18 protein-coding genes and 2 tRNA genes are annotated in these 19,413 nt (G+C 67.7%); 11 read left to right on the top strand and 9 right to left on the bottom strand.

The genetic code is table 11. From position 1 onward, the window contains the following. Positions 1-9: 9 nt before the first annotated feature. Entirely contained in the window at positions 10-642 is a 633-nt protein-coding gene (locus F3S47_RS00325; protein WP_150443239.1) for a YrbL family protein, read from the bottom strand. A 178-nt stretch (positions 643-820) separates the two neighbouring features. Between F3S47_RS00325 and F3S47_RS00330 the strand changes: the two genes are divergently transcribed. Next, on the top strand, positions 821-1,561 hold the full coding sequence (locus tag F3S47_RS00330) for a TerC family protein (protein WP_150443240.1): 741 nt from the start codon (positions 821-823) through the stop codon (positions 1,559-1,561). An 88-nt stretch (positions 1,562-1,649) separates the two neighbouring features. Further along, a tRNA-Gly gene (locus tag F3S47_RS00335) sits at positions 1,650-1,724 on the top strand. A gap of 64 nt (positions 1,725-1,788) precedes the next feature. Here the strand turns inward: F3S47_RS00335 and dusA are convergent. After that, on the bottom strand, positions 1,789-2,796 hold the full coding sequence (gene dusA, locus F3S47_RS00340) for a tRNA dihydrouridine(20/20a) synthase DusA (protein WP_150443241.1): 1,008 nt from the start codon (positions 2,794-2,796) through the stop codon (positions 1,789-1,791). Positions 2,797-3,003: 207 nt separating this feature from the next. Here dusA and F3S47_RS00345 point away from each other — a divergent pair, with 207 nt between their 5' ends. From F3S47_RS00345 to F3S47_RS00355, 3 genes are read left to right on the top strand one after another with little or no spacing between them, the layout of a single operon-like run. After that, a complete protein-coding gene (locus F3S47_RS00345) occupies positions 3,004-3,831 on the top strand; it encodes an ABC transporter ATP-binding protein (RefSeq protein WP_150443242.1) in 828 nt (275 codons plus the stop codon). Continuing rightward, positions 3,828-4,838 (top strand): FecCD family ABC transporter permease, encoded by a 1,011-nt coding sequence (locus tag F3S47_RS00350; RefSeq protein ID WP_150443243.1) that lies wholly within the window; start codon positions 3,828-3,830, stop codon positions 4,836-4,838. Before F3S47_RS00345 ends, F3S47_RS00350 begins: the two co-directional genes overlap by 4 nt. Then, the gene (locus tag F3S47_RS00355) at positions 4,835-5,884 is read left to right on the top strand and encodes a FecCD family ABC transporter permease (protein WP_223877667.1); all 1,050 of its coding nucleotides are present in this window, start codon (positions 4,835-4,837) and stop codon (positions 5,882-5,884) included. Before F3S47_RS00350 ends, F3S47_RS00355 begins: the two co-directional genes overlap by 4 nt. 3 nt (positions 5,885-5,887) lie before the next feature. On the opposite strand, the gene F3S47_RS00360 is transcribed toward F3S47_RS00355, so the two are convergent. From F3S47_RS00360 to F3S47_RS00370, 3 genes are read right to left on the bottom strand one after another with little or no spacing between them, the layout of a single operon-like run. Continuing rightward, the gene (locus F3S47_RS00360; RefSeq protein ID WP_150443244.1) at positions 5,888-6,709 is read right to left on the bottom strand and encodes a metal ABC transporter permease; all 822 of its coding nucleotides are present in this window, start codon (positions 6,707-6,709) and stop codon (positions 5,888-5,890) included. Beyond that, complete coding sequence (locus F3S47_RS00365; RefSeq protein ID WP_150444159.1) at positions 6,702-7,460, bottom strand: ATP-binding cassette domain-containing protein; 759 nt, start codon at positions 7,458-7,460, stop codon at positions 6,702-6,704. Before F3S47_RS00365 ends, F3S47_RS00360 begins: the two co-directional genes overlap by 8 nt. A 14-nt stretch (positions 7,461-7,474) precedes the next feature. Further along, a complete protein-coding gene (locus F3S47_RS00370) occupies positions 7,475-7,957 on the bottom strand; it encodes a Fur family transcriptional regulator (protein WP_150443245.1) in 483 nt (160 codons plus the stop codon). Between the two features lie 88 nt (positions 7,958-8,045). Here F3S47_RS00370 and F3S47_RS00375 point away from each other — a divergent pair, with 88 nt between their 5' ends. The 5 genes from F3S47_RS00375 (at position 8,046) to F3S47_RS00395 (ending at position 14,777) form a co-directional block, all read left to right on the top strand. Continuing rightward, positions 8,046-9,017 carry a zinc ABC transporter substrate-binding protein gene (locus F3S47_RS00375; protein ID WP_150443246.1) on the top strand — a complete coding sequence of 324 codons (972 nt, stop codon included), beginning with the start codon at positions 8,046-8,048 and terminating at the stop codon, positions 9,015-9,017. 468 nt (positions 9,018-9,485) lie between these two features. After that, a complete protein-coding gene (locus F3S47_RS19505; RefSeq protein WP_223877668.1) occupies positions 9,486-10,118 on the top strand; it encodes a helix-turn-helix transcriptional regulator in 633 nt (210 codons plus the stop codon). Between the two features lie 258 nt (positions 10,119-10,376). Beyond that, complete coding sequence (locus F3S47_RS00385) at positions 10,377-10,925, top strand: PAS domain-containing protein (RefSeq protein WP_150443247.1); 549 nt, start codon at positions 10,377-10,379, stop codon at positions 10,923-10,925. Next, a complete protein-coding gene (locus F3S47_RS00390) occupies positions 10,925-14,404 on the top strand; it encodes a CheR family methyltransferase (RefSeq protein WP_150443248.1) in 3,480 nt (1,159 codons plus the stop codon). Before F3S47_RS00385 ends, F3S47_RS00390 begins: the two co-directional genes overlap by 1 nt. Next, positions 14,397-14,777, top strand: coding sequence for a response regulator (locus F3S47_RS00395; protein WP_150443249.1), 381 nt, complete (start codon positions 14,397-14,399; stop codon positions 14,775-14,777). The genes F3S47_RS00390 and F3S47_RS00395 overlap by 8 nt, the downstream gene beginning before the upstream one ends. Positions 14,778-14,975: 198 nt before the next feature. Here F3S47_RS00395 and F3S47_RS00400 read toward each other — a convergent pair whose 3' ends face one another. The 4 genes from F3S47_RS00400 to F3S47_RS00415 all read right to left on the bottom strand — a co-directional run bounded on the left by F3S47_RS00400 (position 14,976) and on the right by F3S47_RS00415 (position 18,733). Further along, complete coding sequence (locus F3S47_RS00400; RefSeq protein WP_150443250.1) at positions 14,976-16,370, bottom strand: hypothetical protein; 1,395 nt, start codon at positions 16,368-16,370, stop codon at positions 14,976-14,978. Positions 16,371-16,647: 277 nt separating this feature from the next. Further along, a complete protein-coding gene (locus F3S47_RS00405) occupies positions 16,648-17,157 on the bottom strand; it encodes a DUF2383 domain-containing protein (protein ID WP_150443251.1) in 510 nt (169 codons plus the stop codon). A gap of 156 nt (positions 17,158-17,313) precedes the next feature. After that, positions 17,314-17,403: transfer RNA gene (locus tag F3S47_RS00410), tRNA-Ser, on the bottom strand. A gap of 283 nt (positions 17,404-17,686) precedes the next feature. Next, positions 17,687-18,733, bottom strand: coding sequence for an extracellular solute-binding protein (locus F3S47_RS00415; protein ID WP_150443252.1), 1,047 nt, complete (start codon positions 18,731-18,733; stop codon positions 17,687-17,689). A 165-nt stretch (positions 18,734-18,898) separates the two neighbouring features. On the opposite strand from F3S47_RS00415, the gene F3S47_RS00420 reads away from it, so the two are divergent. Next, a complete protein-coding gene (locus tag F3S47_RS00420; RefSeq protein ID WP_150443253.1) occupies positions 18,899-19,405 on the top strand; it encodes a DinB family protein in 507 nt (168 codons plus the stop codon). Positions 19,406-19,413 lie beyond the last annotated feature (8 nt).

Below are 19,413 nucleotides of genomic sequence, written 5' to 3' on the forward strand. Positions count from 1 at the left end.
CCTGCGGCGTCACATCGACAGGCGCCGCTGCCCCCCGTCCCACTTGAGCCCGGACCGCGGGACGAGCTTCTCGCGGATCGCATGATCGAGCTGCCGGTCGCTGGCCAGCTTCAGCCAGGCGTGGATCGGCACGAGCGTCCAGAGCCCGAACCCGTCGACCAGCACGAAGGTGTCTTCCCGCTCGTCCCAGACCACGTTCTCCGGGTGCAGGTCCCGGACGACGACCCGCAACTCGTAGAGCCGGGAAATGAAGTCGTTGAGCTTGTCGAGGGCCGCCGCGTCGAACCGGCCGTCGCGCATCAGGGCCCCGAGCGTGGGCGCGAGACCGTCCGGTCCGTCGATCCGCTCGCAGAGCTGACCCACCCCGGAACTGGTCATCACGAGCCCGAGCGCCTCGACGAGAGGCAGCCGCCCGGCCTGCCCGCTCGCGCGGCGCCCGGTCCGGTAGACCATGTCGATCTCCTGCAGGAAGACGTCCGAAAAGTCTGGCTTGCGCAGCCGGTCGTAGCGGGACCGCGCCGCCTCGTGCTGGCGGCGCGCGAGATTGATCACCTTGATGAGCAGGCCGGAGTCCTGCGGGTGGGCGTAAATGTCCCGTACGGCTCCCCGCGCGACGGGTTCCAGTCCGGTTAGATCGATCATCGTGACACGGCTCCCTCGGCACCAAGGCCACAATGTAACAGGTCGATGACGGAACGGGTCCCCCCAGCGGGACCGCAGACGGATTTATTTCGCCCGTCTCGGTACCGGGTCGGGTTCGGCCGCGTTTGGAGGCTCAGGTGATCGCCCTTCCGATCACGCCTACGAAAACAGGCGCACCATGACCGAACTCCTGTCCGACCCCGCCGTCTGGGCCTCCTTCGCGACGCTCACGATCCTCGAGATCGTTCTCGGCGTGGACAACGTCATCTTCATCTCCATCGCCTCGTCCCGCCTGCCGGAGGCCCAGCGCCCCCGGGCGCGCATCATCGGCCTCGCGGGCGCGCTGGTGCTGCGCGTCCTCCTGCTCTTTTCCATCGCCTGGATCGTCGGGCTGAGCGCGCCCTTCGCGACGCTCTTCGGCTTCGAGGTCTCCTGGCGCGACCTCATCCTGCTCGCCGGGGGGCTGTTCCTCATCTACAAGGCCTCGACCGAGATCTTCGAGGAGGTCGAAGGCGACGCGCACGAGACCACGCCGCAGGCCGTGGCCAAGGCGACCTTCACCAGCATCATCCTGCAGATCATGCTGCTCGATCTCGTGTTTTCCATCGACAGCGTCATTACCGCGGTCGGCATCGCCGACCACATCGAGGTCATGGTGGCCGCGGTCGTCGTCGCGATCGGCGTGATGATGATCGCGGCCAATCCCATCGCGACGTTCGTGGAGGCGCATCCCTCCACGAAGATGCTCGCGCTGGCCTTTCTCGTCATGGTGGGCATGGCCCTCGTTGCCGACGGCTTCCACGTCCACGTCGAGCGCGGCTTCATCTACGCGGCGATGGTCTTCGCCGGCGCGGTGGAGGTCCTGAACCTCTGGCGGCAGAAACGGAGGGCCCGTCACGCCGAAGTCCTGCCGGAGTGATGGAGGCGGGATCCGACGCCACGGAAAGCCGAAATTTCCTCTTGCAGCCCCCCGCCGTCCTTTGTATCTCCCGCCTCACCGAACGGACGCGGGTGTAGCTCAGGGGTAGAGCATTACCTTGCCAAGGTAAGGGTCGTGAGTTCGAATCTCATCACCCGCTCCAGTTCGGCCTTTCCCAGACATTCTTGACGGGTGCGAGCTTCCAGGCTGCCGCGACCTGCCTGTCGTCAGGCCGCCGCGCTCTGGCCTTCGGTCACGAGCGCCAGCGCCTCCTCGACGACCTCCGGCCCGGCTGCCTTGGCCACGGCATTCTCGCTCAGGTGGCGACGCCAGGCCCGGGCACCGGGGAGGCCGGCAAAGAGGCCCAGCATGTGGCGGGTGATCTGGTGGAGCCGGGCGCCCTTTTCCAGCTCGCTCTCGATGTAGGGCAGCATCGCACCCACGACCTCCGCCCTGTCCCGAACCGGCCCCTCGCCGAAGATCCGCTGGTCCGCGAGCCTCAGGATGTTTCCCGGATCGTGGTAGGCGGCCCGGCCGATCATCACGCCGTCGAAGCCCTCGGCGAGGAACGCCTCCGCGGCATCGAGCGAGGTGATTCCACCGTTGATCGACAGCGACAGCTCCGGGAAGGCCTCGCGCATCTCGCTCACCAGACCGTAGTCCAGCGGCGGCACATCACGGTTTTCCTTGGGTGAAAGCCCCTGCAGCCAGGCCTTGCGCGCGTGGACGGTCACCCGCCGGACGCCGGCCTCACGAACGCGGTCCAGAAACCTCGGGAGGGCGTCGCGCGGCTCCTGATCGTCCACGCCGATCCGGCACTTCACCGTCACCTCGCGCGGCTGGGCGGCGATCATGGCCGCGCAGCACTCTGCCACCCGTTCGGGGCTCTTCATGAGGACCGCGCCGAAGGTGCCCGACTGCACCCGGTCGCTGGGGCAGCCGCAGTTGAGGTCGATCTCGTCGTAGCCCGCCTCGGCCCCCAGCCGCGCGGCCTCCGCCAGTTCCTGAGGATCGGAGCCGCCGAGTTGCAGAGAGACCGGATGCTCTTCCGGCGAATGCTCGAGCAGGTGCAGCGCCCCGCCGCGGACGAGCGCGGGCGCGGTCACCATCTCGGTGTAAAGCAGCGCGTCGCGGCTCAGCTGCCGGTGAAAGTACCGGCAGTGGCGGTCGGTCCAGTCCATCATGGGTGCCACGCTCAGCCGCTGGGCCGGGTAGTCTTGACGGGTCTCGGACATGTTCGGCACTTCGCGTCTTCTCGGTCGGTGGGCTGGGGTCGCGACACACCAGATAGCGACTTCGCGCCGGAGTTTCAGCCCCAAAGGGAGTCGGAAGACCCGCGGCGGCGGTCCGGCACAGAGCACATTTCCGACCTTATTGGTCGGATACCCTTGCAGATCCCGACAAATCGACTAGGGAATAAGGGAGTCAGCGATGAGTTCACCATGTCCCGATCCGCGACTACCGGTTCCTGTCGCCTCTCCGTCGAGCAAGTCTCCTCGGGCTACGGCGGCACGACCATCGTACAGGACGTCTCGCTTGACGTTCCGGGCGGGGCGCTGACGATCCTCGTCGGTCCGAACGGCTGCGGAAAATCCACTCTTCTCAAGACGATGGCGCGCGTTCTGCCCACCTCCAGGGGCCGTATCCTGCTCGACGGGCGTCCGGTTCACGAGACGCCGACGCGCGAGGTGGCGCGGCGGCTGGCGCTCCTGCCACAAGGGCCCGTGGCCCCCGAGGGTCTTCGCGTGCGCGAGCTGGTGGCGCAGGGACGCTACCCGCACCAGTCGCTCATGCGGCAATGGTCGCGCGAGGACGCCCGGGCGGTGGAGCAGGCCATGGAGGCTGCGGACGTCGCCCAATTCGCCGACCGCCCGGTCTCGGACCTCTCCGGCGGGCAACGCCAGCGCTGCTGGATCGCCATGGTGCTGGCGCAGGAGACCGACATTATCCTTCTGGACGAGCCCACGACCTTTCTCGATCTCAAGGTACAGGTGGAGCTCTTGCAGCTTCTCCGCCGCATCGCTCACGAGGAGGGGCGCACGCTCGTCATCGTCCTGCACGAGCTCAACGTGGCTGCCGCCTTTGCCGACCTTCTCGTCATGATGAAAGGCGGGAGGCTCGTCGCGCAGGGCCCGGTCGGGACGGCCTTCACCTCCGAGGCGCTTCGGCAGGTCTTCGGCCTCGAGGCGAATGTCGTCCCGGACCCGGTGAGCGGCCGCCCGGTCTGCGTGCCCGTGGTCTCCGCCGGCTTCGCTCTCGCAGCGCAATGACCACCGGCGTTCTACCTCGGCACCGGTCCCTGGTCTGGGCCGGACCGGCGGCGGGGATCGCCCTGCTGCTCCTGGCCTTCGGCTGGCACATCTCCGTGGGCGCCAAGACGATCCCGCTGCCGACGGTGGCGGAGGCCCTTGTCGCCTACGATTCCTCCGTCTTCGACCACGTGGTGATCGTCGACCTCCGCCTGCCGCGGGCGGTCTTCGCCGTCCTGGTCGGAGCGGCGCTCTCCGTCGCGGGCGCGCTGATGCAGGGCGTGACGCGGAACCCGCTGGCCGAACCGGGCCTCCTCGGGCTGCTCATCGGCGCCTCCTTCGCGGTGGTGATCGTCGTCGGCGTCTTCGACCTCGCCTCGCCTGCCCTGATGCCGCTGGTGGCGGCGCTGGGTGCACTCGTCGCCGCGGTCGCCGTCTGGGGCATCGCCACCGCGGCGCCCGGCGGCGCAACGCCGCTCACGCTGGTTCTGGCGGGCGCCGCCGTCACCGCCTTCCTCGGGGCGCTGGTCACCGTGGCGAACCTGCTGGACGAGCAGACCTTCGAGGAACTCCGCGTCTGGCTGACCGGCTCGCTCGCGGGCCGCCGGATCGAGGTCATGTGGTGGGCCCTGCCCTGGCTCGCCTCGGGCCTCGCGGTGGCTCTCGCCACGGCCCGGCAGGTCACGGCGCTCGCCATGGGCGAGGAGACCGCCGTGGGCCTCGGCATGAACGTCGGCCGGCTCAAGGCGCTGGTGCTCTTCGCCGTCATCGCGCTCACGGCTTCGGCGGTCGCCATCGCCGGGCCGATGGGGTTCGTCGGCTTGGTCGTGCCCCACGCGGTGCGGCTCTTCGTCGGGCAGGACTACCGGCTGGTCGTGCCGTGGTCGGCCATCGCGGGCGCGGGATACCTGCTGCTGGTCGACATTGCCGCCCGCATGGCCCTGGCGCCGGTCGAGATTTCGACGGGCCTCGTCACCGCGCTCCTCGGCGCGCCGATCTTCGTCTGGCTGGTGAGGGCGCGGCTGTGAGCGCGGGGACCCTCACGCGGCTCGACGGGCCGATCACCTTCACGCTTCCGGTCCGGGCGCTCGCCCTGCTGGGGGTGATGACCGCTAGCGTCATCTTGCTCCTGGTCCTGAGCCTGATGACGGGCAGCTACCCCCTCGACGTCCCCGGCGTGCTCTCGACTCTCTTCGGCGCGGCGCCCTCGGAGACGGCGGAGACCGTCGTCTGGCAGTTCCGCTTTCCACGCACCCTCGCGGCCTTCTGCGCGGGCGCGCTGCTGGCTCTCTCCGGCGCGACGCTCCAAAACGTCACCCGAAACCCGCTGGCTGACCCCTCGCTCGTGGGCGTGAGCCAGGGCGCGGGCCTCGCGGTCGTCGCCGCGATCGTCGCGTTTCCGGAGCTGCCGCAGGTGCTGCGCCCCGCCCTCGCCTTCGCCGGGGCTCTCGCCGTGGCCGCGTTGATCCAGTGGATCGCGATGCGCCGAACGAGCGGCGCCACGATGCGCTTCATCCTGACCGGCATCGGCGTGGCAGCCTTCATATCGGCGGCGACCTCGGCGCTGCTGACCTACGGCCAGCTCGACCGGGCCATGTCCGCGCTGGGCTGGCTCGCGGGATCGGTCCACGCCGCCGGGTGGAGCGATGTGGCGGTCCTTGCCCTGGCGCTCGCGGCGCTTGTCCCGGCGCTCTTCGCCGCCTCGCGGCCCATGGCGGCGATGCGGCTCGGGCCCGAGATGGCTGCGGGCCTCGGCGTGCGGGTGGTCCGGGCGCGCGTCGCGCTCATCACGCTCGCCGTGGCGCTCGCGGCCGCGGCGGTGGCGATGGTGGGGCCGCTTGGCTTCGTGGGCCTTGTCGCGCCGCACATGGCGCACCGCCTGGCCCGGTCCGGCGTGGGCCTGCATCTCGCGCATTCGGCGATGACCGGCGCGGTGCTCGTCGGTGCCGCCGACCTCGCCGGACGGGCCCTCTTTGCCCCGGTGCAGATCCCCGCGGGGCTCGTCACCGCCGTCATCGGCGTCCCTGTCTTCGTCTGGCTGATCCTGCGGACGCAGGGGCGCAGTCAGCTCTAGGCCCTAGGCCGAACCGGAGGTCCGGCGTCTCGAGACCCCCTCCCGCAGGGCGGCGACGATGCTCGACAGGCAGAACATGACGGCCACGACGCAGACGATGGTCGGACCGGTGGGCGTGTCGAAACTGTAAGAGAGCCTCAGCCCGCCCCATGCCGCGGCGACGCCGACGACGGAGGCAAGCCCGGCCATGATCTCCGGCGTGCGGGAGAACGGCCTCGCGGTGGCTGCCGGAATGATCAGGAGCGCCGTGATGAGCAGCACGCCGACCACCTTGATCGCCACGGCGACCACGATGGCGAGCGACAGGGTCAGCACAAGCTGCTCGCGCCGCGGGTCGATGCCGGCGGCCCGGGCGAGGTCGGGATTGAGGGTCGAGACCAGAAGGGCCGACCAGCGCCAGCCCACCAGCGCCAGAACCAGCGCGGCCCCGCCCCAGATCACGGCGAGATCGCCGCGAGAGACGGCGAGAATGTCGCCGAAGAGGTAAGCCATGATGTCGATCCGCACGTTCGTGAGGAACGACACGGCCACGAGGCCGAAGGCCAGCGCGGAATGCGCCATGACGCCCAGCAGCGTGTCCATCGCGTAGCCGCGTCCCGAGAGCAGGGCGACGACCGTGGCCATGACGAGCGCGACGACCATGGCCCCGGCGAAGACGGGAAGGGAGAGCGCGAGCGACAGGGCGACCCCGAGGATCGCCGCATGGGCGGTCGCGTCCCCGAAATAGGCCATCCTCCGCCAGACCACGAAGCACCCCAGGGGGGCCGCCGCGAGCGCGGTCCCGACCCCGGCGAGCGTGGCCCGGACCATGAAGTCGTCAAGCATCGGCCGCGGCCTTTCGGGTCTGCTCGGTTGGCCCGTCGTGCGAATGACCGTGGGCGGGACCGTGGTGATGGTCGTGGTGGTGCCGGTAGAGCGCGAGCGCGCCCTTCGTGCCCTCTCCGAAGAGCGCCCGGTAGACCGGCGCTTCTGCCACGACCTCCGGGGTGCCCTCGCAGCAGATGTGGCCGTTGAGGCAGATCACCCGGTCCGAGGCGCTCATCACCACGTGCAGATCGTGGCTGACCATCAGCACGGCACAGCCGGTTTCCTTCCGGACCTCCTCGATCCGGCGGTAGAAGGCGGCCGCCCCGGGCTGATCCAGCCCGGCCGTCGCCTCGTCGAGGATCAGCAGGTCCGGGCTCTCGAGGATCGCCCGGGCCAGCAGGACCCGCTGGAACTGTCCGCCGGAGAGCGCCGACATTTGCAGCCGCCCGACGCCGGGCACGCCCGCGTGGTCCAGCGCCACTTGCGCCGTCTCGCGGGAGACGCGGCGCGGCAGACCGAGGAAGCGCCGGACCGTCATCGGCAAGGTCGCGTCGAGCGAGAGCTTCTGCGGCACGTAGCCCACCCGAAGGCCCGGCGCGCGCCGGACGCTGCCTGTACTCGGGCGAACCCCGCCGATCAGCGCATGCAGCAGCGTCGACTTGCCAGAGCCGTTGGGCCCGACCACCGTCACGATCTCTCCCCGGTCGATCCGGAAATCGACGGAGTCCAGCACCCTGTTGGCCCCGAAGCTCACGCTGAGGCCCTTCATCTCGACCAGTGGCGTCAAGCCGTCACCCCTTGCGTACAATCCGGGCAGAGCCCCTCGGCCTCGCGCACGGTGCGCTCGATCACGAAACCCGCCGCGGCGGCAGCGCGGGACAGCTCCCCCGCCCCCGGGTCGATCTCGGCCTCAACGACACGCTCGCAGGAGCGGCAGATCAGGAAGGCCGGCGCGTGCTGTTCGGAGAGGTGCGTGCAGGCGATGAAGGCGTTGCGCCGCTCGATACGGTGGGCGAAGCCGTGCGACACAAGGAAATCGAGCGCGCGGTAGGCGATGGGCGGCTGCGATCCCAGCCCCTCCTCGCGCAGCCGGTCGAGCACCTCGTAGGCCCCCATCGCCCGATGCCCTTCCAGCAGGATCTCGAGCACGCGGCGGCGCACCTTGGTGAACTGCAGCTTGTTCTCGGCGCAGTGCCGCTCGGCCGCGGCGACGCCGTCGGCGATGCAGCTGTGGTGATCGTGGGGCTCGAAGGCGTGGCTGGTCATGGCGCGTCCGGTCGATCCAGGTCTTGCCCTGTTATAATATTGCATGTAGTTCTGCTCGTCGACTGTTACATAATCACAGGAACTCGACATGTCCATCCGCCTGGCCGCCTCCCCGATCCTCGCAGGCCTCCTTGCCTCCACCGCCGCCCTGGCGGAGGTGCCGAGCGTCGCCACGGACATTCCGCCGGTCCACTCGCTCGTGGCGCGCGTGATGGGCGACCTGGGAGACCCCGGCCTCATCGTGCAGCCCGGCTCCTCGCCGCACGGCTATTCCATGCGGCCCTCGGAAGCCCGCAGCGTGCAGGATGCCGAGGCGATCTTCTGGATCGGCCCGGAGCTGACGCCCTGGATGGACGAGGCTCTCAAGACGCTCGCGCCCGAAGCCGAAGTGATCGAGCTGCTCGAGGTGGACGGCACGCAGGCTCTCGAGTTCCGGGAGGGCGCCACCTTCGCGGACCACGATCACGCGGATCACGAGGACGACCACGACGCCGAGGAGGCAGGCGGGGAAGACGCGCACGAGGGAGAAGAAGATCACGGGCACGAGGGGATCGACCCCCACGCCTGGCTCGACCCGGAGAACGGCAAGGTCTGGCTCGACAGCATCGCCACGACGCTGGGCGAGCTCGACCCGGAAAACGCGGCGACCTACGAGGCGAACGCCGAGAGCGGCAAGGTGGAGATCGACGCGGCGGCGGCCCAGGCGCGCGAGCTGCTCGCCCCGCTCTCGGACCTCCAGTTCGTCGTTTTCCACGACGCGTACCACTACTACGAGTCCCGCTTCGACCTCTCCGCCGCGGGCGCCATCGAGCTGAGCGACGCCACCGACCCCTCCCCCGCCCGCATCGAGGACGTCCGCGACACTGTCCGCGAGCTCGGCGTTTCCTGCGTCTTCTCGGAGCCCCAGTTCAACCAGAGCCTCATCGGCACCGTGACGGAAGGCACCGAGGCACGGCGCGGAATCATCGACCCCCTGGGAACCGAGATCGCACTGGGCGTCGACTTCTATCCCGAACTGATCGTGAAGATCGCCGAGGAAATCGCCTCCTGCGCGGAGTGATGGCGCCGGCACCGTCTTGCGGCAAGAAGCGGCAAGACGATGCCGTCGCGGCGAGCGATGGGCGGGCGAAAGTCGGTCCGGGCGGCAACGATGCCCTTTCCGGTCAAACCGCGTATATCAATTTCCCCCGATGATTGCAGAGCCGTGTGCCATGAGCTCATTAAGCCTACATCCGACCGGGAACTTCAGCGAGATGGTCAGAGCCCTGGCCACAAAGGCAATCTTGACTAAAGGTAAACTTCGACATATCAAAAGATGGCTGCCCAGAATTACCGGGCTGCTCGAAAGCATTAAATTCTTATTACTACCAGAATAGTCTAACTACAGTTCCGGGGGGCGTCCTAGTTTGCCACTAGGGCGAATGTAGAAATGACGCATAGTCCTACTCTGTTGTTCATCGGGGATTCGTTCTTTTTCACACCAAGGTTGCTTCAAGGCGTCCGGTCAGAGCTTCCCGGACTCGAGGCTGTGCTGGTCGGGGACCTGTCCGACGCCATGCTCAAGGTCGAAGAGCAGGGCGCGTCCTCGATCGCGGCGGTCATCTTCCAGAGCTCGCTCACGAGGGGGCTGCTGTCGGATGGCGAGCGCTTAGCGCTGCTTGTCGACCGTCTCCCAGTTGCCTTCTGCTACGGAAAGATGAGCGAAGCCCGCTACGTCATGGCCGAACTGCTCCGCCAGAAACGGCTGAGGGACGTATCGATCATCCCGCTCTCCATCCCTGTCGACGTCTGGATCGCGACGCTTCGCAGCATGCTCTGCGGCAGCATGTTCCTGCCCTCGGAATTGGCTGCGGAGGCGGCGGCGATGCCTTTCGCCGAGGCCCGCCGGGGCCGCGTGCTGGAAACCACGGCGACGCCTCCCGCCGCGGAGGGGCAGCGGCCGTCAGAGCGCAATCCCGGACAGGCTGTGCTGGACAAGCTGACGGCGCGGGAGAGCGAAGTCCTGACGCTCGTCTCGCGCGGCCTCAACAACAAGCTCGTGGCGCGCGAACTTGGCCTCTCGGAGCATACGATCAAGCTGCACATGCACCACATCCTGCGAAAACTCGGCGTATCGAACCGGACGGGCGCGAGCATGTGGTACTTCGCGCAGTCCAAGTAGCGCCGCGGTTCGGGCTTTCCCTCCGACCGTGTTCGCGGGCCCAGGAAACGCGGGGCGTCGGCCGGATCGGCGACTGGCAATGAACCCCGGCCAGGGCCCCGCGACCCGAACGCTGTTGCACTCTTGCCATCCTGCCCGAATTTTGATCCCTGCCCTCCGAAACTTTCCGCCAAGGATGTTCGTTGCTCGGCTCGTACGCCGGACTCGGCTTGGAGGTCGGATCGGCATTTCTAGCCTCGTGGGACCCCAAAACCTCATATGACTGCGCACTCCGATGACCAGCCGAGCGCCGCGCTCCGGCGTTATTTCGACCGCACGACCGTACCCCTCGCCCTATCGGGAACGGAGGGCGACGTTCCGCTGATGCTCGTAAACGACGGCTTCTGCAGCCTGACGGGCTACGACGCAGAGGACGTGGCCGGGCGGAACTGCCGCCTGCTGCAGGGCCCGGAGACCACGCCGGAGTCCAAGCAGCAGCTGCACGACTTCATCCATGACGACAGCGTCCTGTCCGGCCGCTTCGAGGTCCTGAACTACCGCAAGGACGGAAGCACCTTCGTGAACCTCGTCTTCATGACGCGGCTGCGCGACAAGACGAACGCCACCCGCTTCATTCTGGCCTCCCAGTTCGATATGACTCGCGCGCGCCGGTCCCACCTGCAGGCCAACGACACGGAGCTCTCCCGGAACATGGCCGACATGCAGGCGACGGCGCACGAATTCGGGCTTGCCATGGCCGGATCGGCAGAACTCATCTCCGACTCCATCGCCACGATCGCGAGGCTGTCGATGGACGAGGAAGATTGATGAACGATGAAAGCGACCGGCCCGCCGAGCGGCGGGCCGCGGCGGACGAAGTGGACGCCTCCCGGCTGTGCATCGTCGGCATCGGGGCCTCTGCGGGCGGGCTCGAGGCGATCAGCGACATGCTGGCCATGGCCGACCCCGACAGCAATCTCGCCTATGTGGTGATCCAGCACCTAGACCCCGATCACGAAAGCCTGCTGGCCGAGATCCTCAGCCGCAAGACCAGGCTCGAGGTTCACCAGTCGGCGGGCGGCGAGACCGTGGAACGCGGCCGTGTCTACATCATCCCGCCGGGCCACGGCATGACGATCGTGGACGGACGGCTCCGGCTGACGGAGTTCGCCCAGCCCCGCGGCCTGCGGCGCCCCGTCGACGACTTCTTCGAGAGCCTCGCGGAGGACCAGGGCCGCTACGCCGCTTGCGTCATCCTCTCAGGCACCGGCGCGGACGGCAGCGCGGGCCTGCGGGCGATCAAGGAGAACGAGGGGCTCTGCATCATCCAGGACCCGGCCTCCGCGCGCTACGACGGCATGCCCCAAGCGGCGCAGGCCACCGGCCTGGTGGATTTCATCCGCTCACCGACCGAGATCTTCGACTGCCTGCAGCGCTACTACTCGCACATGATCATGACCGAGACGGACTCCGACCTGCAGGAGGCCGTCCGGGACAACATCAGCGAGATCTGCTCGGTCCTCATGTCGAGCTCCGGGCACGATTTCAGCGACTACAAGAAGACGACACTCGTCCGCCGCATCGAGCGCCGGATCAAGGTGCTCAACCTGCAGGACGCCGGCGACTACCTCGACCGGATCAGGGCGGATCCGGAGGAGGCCAACATCCTCTTCCGTGAACTGCTGATCAACGTCACCCGGTTCTTCCGCGACCCCGAGCAGTTCCAGATGCTGCGGCAGAAGGTGATCGCTCCCATCGTCCGCAGAAAGACGGACGAGCCGCTCCGGGTCTGGGTGGCCGGCTGCTCCAGCGGCGAGGAAGCCTACACGCTCGCCATGATCATCGCCGACGAGCTGAAGGCGCAGAAGAAGACGCTGGACGTCTCCATCTTCGCCACGGACATCGACGAGCAGATGCTCCAGAACGCGCGGGAGGCGATCTACCCGATGTCCGCCCTCGTGGACGTTCCCGAGGAGCTGCGCGAAACCTACACGATCGCCCGCGAGGGGCATTTCCAGATTCCCGCCCGCATCCGGGACATGGTCCGGTTCTCGGCCCACAACGTCACCCGCGATCCACCGTTCTCCAGCGTCGACCTGATCTCCTGCCGGAACCTGCTGATCTACTTCGACGACCGGCTTCAGAAGGCCACCCTGCCCACCTTCCAGTACGCTCTACGGCCCGACGGCTACCTGTTCCTCGGACCCTCGGAGACCATCGGGCGGTTCGATAACCTCTTCACTGCGATCGACGACCGCTCGCGCATCTTCCAGCGCACCAAGCAGAAAGTGGAGTATCCCAAGCATCTCCGGACGAGAAAGATCGATCCGCGGGACACGCAGTCTGGTGTGAGCGTCTCGCGGGGCCGCGTCCAGTCGAACACCATGCCGGGCAACGTCGCCGAGCGTGTCCTGAACACCTACGCGCCGCCCACCGTCCACGTCAGCCGGGACGGCGAGGTGCTGGCCTCTTCGGGATCGCTGGGGCGCTATCTCAAGCTCTCGCTCGGCCGGGCCGAAAGCGACTACGTCCAGTCGGTCGCCCTCCCCGGCGTGAGGGAGGCCGTGTCCAGCATCCTGCGCGAGCCACTCCGGCTCGGCCGGCGCCGCAAGATCACGGGCCTGAGGGCCCGGAGCGAATTCGGCACCCAGGAATTCGACCTCATCGTAGACGCCATGGCCGACGGCACGGTTCTCCTCGTCTTCCTCGAACGCGCGAAGTTCGAGGCCATCGAGGACGACGACATCGACGAGTTCGAGCCGAGCGACAGCCACGTCCAGAACCTCGAACACGAGCTACAGCAGACCCAGTCCCGGCTCTACACGACCGTGGAAGAGCTCGAGACGGCGAACGAGGAGCTCAAGAGCTCCAACGAAGAGATGATGTCGATGAACGAGGAGCTCCAGTCGGCGAACGAGGAGCTCTCGACGGTCAACGACGAACTGAAGTCCAAGGTCGACCAGCTGACCCGCGCCAATGCGGACCTGTCGAACTTCTTCGCCTCGACCGACCTGCCGCTGGTGGTGGTCGATTCCGAGATGCAGATCAGGAACTACACGGAAGCGGTGGTCGACATCTATCCCTTCCGCGGCGCCGACAAGGGACGGCCGCTGAAGCAGGTCACCTCATCTCTCGAGCAGGACAAGAAGGTGCTGGACGCGGTGTGCGAGGTCATGGAGAGCGGCGAGGTCCGCCAGCTCGACGTCAACGACCGCGCCTCCGAAGGGGCCAGGAACTGGTCCCTTCTCATCACGCCCTACCGCACCAGCGAGGACAAGGTCGACGGCGCCACCCTCGTCTTCACCGACCTGACCGAGGCCACCCGTCTCAAGACCGCGCTGGACATCGAGGGCGAACGCCTCAAGCTCGCCCTCAGGGTCTCGGAGCTCGGCGTCTGGGAGTACGATCCCGAGACCCGTGAAATCCGCGTGGACGACACGGCCGGGCGGCACCTCGACGCCGATCCGGAGCGCCACGGCATCCTGCCCATTTCCTTCATCTCGGACCGCTTGAGCCGGTCGGAGACGGCGACCATCGACGAGGCCTACCGGGCCTCCGCCGAGCAGGGGGAACTCTTCGAGTTCGTCTTTTCGGTGACCGACCGGAGGGGCGCCGAGCGTCACCTCCAGGCCGTAGGCCGCCACGTCACGACACAGGGCGAAACGACCATGCTCGGCGTGCTCTTCGACGTGACCAAGGCCAACGAGGCCGCGCAGATCCGCGAGCTCATGCTCCGCGAAATGAACCACAGGGTGAAGAACCTGTTCTCGATCATCTCCGGCATGCTTCGAGTCGTCGGCCGTCACGCCGAGACCGCGCGCGAGGTCGTCGAGGGCATGGAGGACCGCATCGAGGCCCTCGCCCGGTCCCACGACCTGACCCAGAAAAAGGAAGGCAGCCGCGCCGTTCTCCTCGAGGAGACCGTTCGCGCCGCGCTGGAACCCTACGCCGGACACGCCCGGACCCTAGTGTCCGGCCCGCGGATCACCGTGGCGGACACGGAGCTCACGTCACTGGCCCTCGTGCTCCACGAATGGGCCACGAACACCTCGAAGTACGGCGTGCTCGGACCGCTGAGCGGACGCCTTGAGGTGACCTGGAAACCACAGGATGACGGATCGGTGAAACTCGAATGGAACGAGTTCTACGATGAGCGGTTTGAACCGTCAGAAGAACGGGCCGGCTTCGGAGCGACCCTCGTACGGATCGCCGCATCGCAGCTCAACGGCGCCGTGAGTGTTGATCAGACGTCCGAGTTCAGAAAAGCGGTGCTGGAATATGGCAAAGGACATGACTTTCATGGATGACGGACGTCGCAAGACCGTTCTGATCTGCGAGGACGAGGCGATCGTCGCGATGGACCTGGGGTTCATCTTCGAGGACCTCGGCTTCGACGTGATCGGCACCTTTGCCACCGTCAAGTCTTCGCTGCAGGCCATCGAGGAGGGCCGCATCCCGGACATCGCCCTGCTCGACGTACGGCTCGCCGACGGGAACGTCTTTCCCGTGGCCGACGCCCTCGCCGACCACGATGTCAGCCTGATCTTCCACTCGGGCCATGCCGGCCTGCAGGAGATCAGCCGCGAGTACCCCGACGCCTCCTGCTGTCCCAAGCCCACCACGGCCCGCACCATCGAGGGCTGCGTGGAAAGCCTTGGCATGCTGACCCGGACCGCCTGAGCCGACCTCCGAACAATCGGAAGACGGGCGCCCTGCCCTCTTGGATGCGGCGCGCGAACCTGCTCCGCCGCGGCCGGGACGGCGGGCGCCGTCCGCGCCCTGCCGCGCTCGATCACGGTCGGAGCGATGTGGGATCAGCGAGGTGACGGGCCCGGCGCCGCGGTCGCCGGGACGAGGTCCGACAGCGCCGCCGCACGGTCACTCTCGGAAGTCATCGTAGTCGTAGGCCCCCAGGGTGCCCGCGCCGTCGAAGACGAAGAAATCGACCGTCTCCGAGGCGTGCTCGGTTTCGTCATCCTGGCTCTCGTCCTCCTCGACGAAGATTTCGAACGCCGTGTCAGTGCTGCCCCTGCCGCGCGCCCAGGCGGTGTTTCCACCGGCGAAGCTGGACAACGCGGCGATCACGTTCACTCCGCCGTCCACGCGGGCCCCGAGGCCGACCGAGCCGCCCGAATGCGTGACGCCCGAGCCGCGGCCGGAGAGCCAGCTGATATTGCCGGACCGGCCGCTGCCCGCTTCGATAGCCACCCAACCGAGCCTTTCGGCCGTGTGGCCGCCGTCGTTGAGCGCCTCTTCCTCCTGCATCGTCAATTCGAAACCGGTCGCATCTGCGTCGCGCTGCCGGGTCGTGACGAAATCGGGACCGTTGGAGGTCTGCACCTGGCTGAGAATGACGGGCGTGCCGTCGAAGGCCGCGTCGAACTGGACCGTCTTGAACCCCTGAGGTGAAAGCAGGTTGCTGTCCAGGACGCCGGCCTCGATGAAAGTGCCGTCCGGCAGGATCCAGGTCCCCGCCTCGACCACGAGGTAGTTCACCCTCTCGTCGGCATGGGTCCCGTCGAGGTAGTTCGGCTCCTGCAAGCGCAGGGTCAGGTCGTTGCCGCTCGCCTCCGTCACCCGCACGTTCACCGGTTGCCCACCCCGCTCGGTGGCCACGAAGGCGATCACGACGGGGGTCTCGTAGCTCTGCTGCAGCGTCACTGTCTGTTCGTTGTGGTCCAGCGTCAGGGTGCCGGTTTCGGCGAAGCTGCGGATGGGCGCCGCGGAGATGGTCTCCTCGCCGAGGAGGTCGTCGAGACCGCCCGCGAGGCTTGCCATCGCGATGACGTCCCGGCTGGCCCCGAGCTGCTCGAGACAGGGAACGGCGGCGCGAAGCGCGTCCTGGGTCTCGCCGCGCTCGATCAGGTCGACGATCTGGATCACTCTCTCGTAGGAGGTGCAGGTCGTGCGGCCTGCCTGTTGTTCGCCCTGCGTCATTGCCTGCAGTTCAGGGCGCGGCTGCTCGGGGAGCGGAGCACCCGCGCGGCGTTGCCCTTCCCCAACGGCGGCCAGCCGGCGCGGCCGCTGCGGCGGGATCGGCGAGATTCTCGGTGCCAGCATACTCGCCGAGCTCGCTGAGGCGGCCTGCGTGCCCGGCTCGACGAGGCGTCCTTCGTAGATCACGTCGGGAAGGTCGGTGATCACCGTGATGGGGGTCCCCGGCGCGGCGCGCAACGACCGGTCCTTCGTGACGGGCGACGCTCCGGAGTCCTGGGCGACGGCGGCCAGCGGCAAGAGGGCGAGCGCCGCGGCGCACAACGGTTTCAGGCTCATGTCGGCTCCTCGTGGTCCAGGCTGTGGTCCTGCTCTCTGAAACGCGCCTCATGCAGCACCGGTCCCGGCTAAACACTCTCCGCCGACTGATATCGAATAGCAGTCGCCCGGGCCGCTCGAACCGGCAGTTTCACGCTCCCGAGCCCGGCGCGACCATGTGCTGATGCCATGCGCGGCCGCGCCACGGCCGAACATCCGCCTTTCTCCGACCCGGCAAAGGTTCCGCGGTTAAAGGGGCCGGGCCTCCGACGTGCCGGCTCGACAGGGGGGCGACCGCCTACCCGTGGGTGGGCTTCGGAACACGCGGGGCGGGGCCCGGCGACGGGGTCGGTGGGACGGCCCTCGCACGGGAGGGCGCGTTTGCGCGTTCTCGGGTCTCGTTCAGGCGGTGACGCTCGGCCTCGATCTGCGCCTTGCCCGCCTCGAGTTCAGCTTTGTCGCGGTCGCAATCGGGGTCGTCCAGCGCTTCGGCAAAACTGTCGATGATCGCCGCCTCGCACCGGTCCAGGGCCTCGACGAGCATGCGGTCCGTGCCATCGAGCATCGCGCCGATCCGGCCGAGGAACTCGCGCCCCTTCTCCATCGCGTCGAAGGTACGGACTTCGCCGCCCGCCTCCTCGACCCGCCCCGAAAGCTCCTTGGCGATCGCGTCGTGGGTTTGCGCCTGCTCTCTGAAGGTCGCCGCAGTCGCGGAAGACCGTGTCTGCTTGCCGGCCTTGCGGTAGAAGTCGGCCCCGGTGGTCAGTTTGCTTATTATCTCGTTCAGGTGGTTCAATCGCTGTGACATCTGTCTTCGATCCGCTCTGGTTAAAGAGCGAAAACAGGTGACGCATACTGCCAGTTCCGGGCCCTCCGGGAGCGGTCGGCAGGATCATGCCAGCCGCATCACGGCGTCGAAGCCCGAAAGTTCGATAATCTGGATGAGGCTCTGTCGCGGGGCTAGTGGCGGAGAGGAAGGGATTCGAACCCTCGAGACGGTTTCCCGCCTACACACTTTCCAGGCGTGCGCCTTCGACCACTCGGCCACCTCTCCGCCGCGCGGTCTAGACGATGTTCGGAGGGGGATGCAAGGGGGCCCGACGCGATCAGTCGGAGCGGCCTTTCGGCCGCGCTGTCTGCGCCGGGTCACCGGCTGCGCCGGAGCCCCGGCAGCGGGGGGCTGTCCGCCCCCGCCGCGCTGCCGCGCGACTCCCCCGAGGATATTTCGCCCCAGAAGAGAGAGGCGCCCATGAGAAAGCGCCGCGAGGGTTCCCGCGGCGCTTTCCTTTCAACATCAACAACTTGGCGGTGCGTCCAAATTTGGACGCCCTGCCCGATCAGAAACCGGCCTTGATCAGCTCGAAGGTCTCCGACTGCTTTTCGCGCAACTCCTGGCTCATCGGCAGCTGGGCGAGGACCGGCACGTCGATATCCTCGAGACCCGCGGCCTCCAGCTCTTCCTGGCTGATCTCCTCGGTCAGCGCGGCCTGGTTCGAGGTGCCGAAGCCGGCCTCGAGCAGCGGCATCGCGCTGGAGGGATCGAGAAGCGCGTTGATGTAGTCGTAGGCCTTCTCCTCCGATCCCGGCGCGTCGGTCATGTTGACGTAGCCGCAAAGCCAGAGCGAGGAGCCTTCTTCGGGCTCGCGCTCGAAGGCGATCGGCCGGTCTTCCTCGACCATGGTCGGATAGGTCTCGTTCCAGGCCCAGCTCACCAGCACCTCGCCGGTGGAGAGCAGCTGCGAGAGCTCCGCGGGGTCGGTCCAGTAGGTGCGCAGGTTCGGATGGATCTCGCGCAGCCAGTCGGAGGCCGCCTGGAATTCCTCGTCCGTGGCGTCCTGCCAGTTGGTCACGCCGGTGGCGAGATAGGCGAGCGCATAGGCGTCGTCGACGTTGTCCGGGATCGTCAGGCGGCCCGCGTAGGCCGGGTTCTTGAAGACCTCGAGCGTCGAGACGTCCTCTTCCGGCACCTCGTCGGGATTGTAGGCGATGGCGGTCGAGCCGAAATCCGTCGGGATGAAGTAGGCCTCGGCATCGCCGGAGGCCACGTCCTCGCCGGTCAGGTCGGAATTGAGGTCCGAGAAGGCCTCGATCTGGGAGGTGTCCCAGGGCTCGATGATCCCGCTCTCGACCCACTTGGTCACGGAGCCCGCGCAGATATGCGTCACGTCGGCCTGGAAGCCCGAGACGAGCTTCTGGAAGGCCTCTTCCTCGTCCCCGAAGAACGAGAAGGCCGGGCTCTCGCCGTAGGTCTCGACGTAGGTCTGGTGGTAGGCGGGGTCCTCGAACCCCGGGTAGTCGAAGACCAGCAGATCGCTGTCCTGCGCGGCGGCGGCGCCGGCGAGCGCGATCCCGGCGGCGGAGCCGAGAAGCAGCTGTTTGGTCATAAGTCGTCTCTCCCTAGTGGACGTTTTGAGGGAAACGCTAACACGGGTCCGCGCGTCCGCAAGGGGCGAATGGCTTGCGCCCCGCGGCCGCGGCGGCCAGTCTCGCCATGGCGGCGCGGACGCCCGAAAAAGCGCCGCCGGTGCAACGCAGCGAGGGACACGGCGATGATTTCGCCCGACTACTGCCGCCTCATGGCGCGCTACAACGCCTGGCAGAACGACGGCCTGCGCGGGCTCGTGACGGAGATGCCGCGCGAGGTCTACGAAGCCGACCGGGGCGCTTTCTTCGGCTCGATCCGCGCGACGCTGAACCACCTGCTCTGGGCGGACCGCGTCTGGATGAGCCGGATCGGCGATCTGGATCCGCCGGGCGGCGGGATCGCGGAGAGCGTCGAGATCACGCGCAATGCCGCCGACTGGGTGGCAGAGCGCTACCGTGTCGACGGGCGCATCCGGGTCTGGGCCGACCGCCTGCGGGCGGTGGACCTCGCCGGCCCGCTCACATGGTGGTCGGGGGCCTCGGGCCGCGAGGTGACCAAGCCGCGCGCCCTCTGCATCGCCCACATGTTCAATCACCAGACCCATCACCGCGGCCAGGTCCACGCCATGCTCACGCAGGCTGGACTTCAGCCCCCACCGACCGACCTCTTTCTCATGCCGCAGGAGGCATGACGCGGTCC

Source organism: Histidinibacterium aquaticum, from assembly GCF_008710275.1.
GTDB classification, from domain to species: domain Bacteria; phylum Pseudomonadota; class Alphaproteobacteria; order Rhodobacterales; family Rhodobacteraceae; genus Oceanicola; species Oceanicola aquaticus.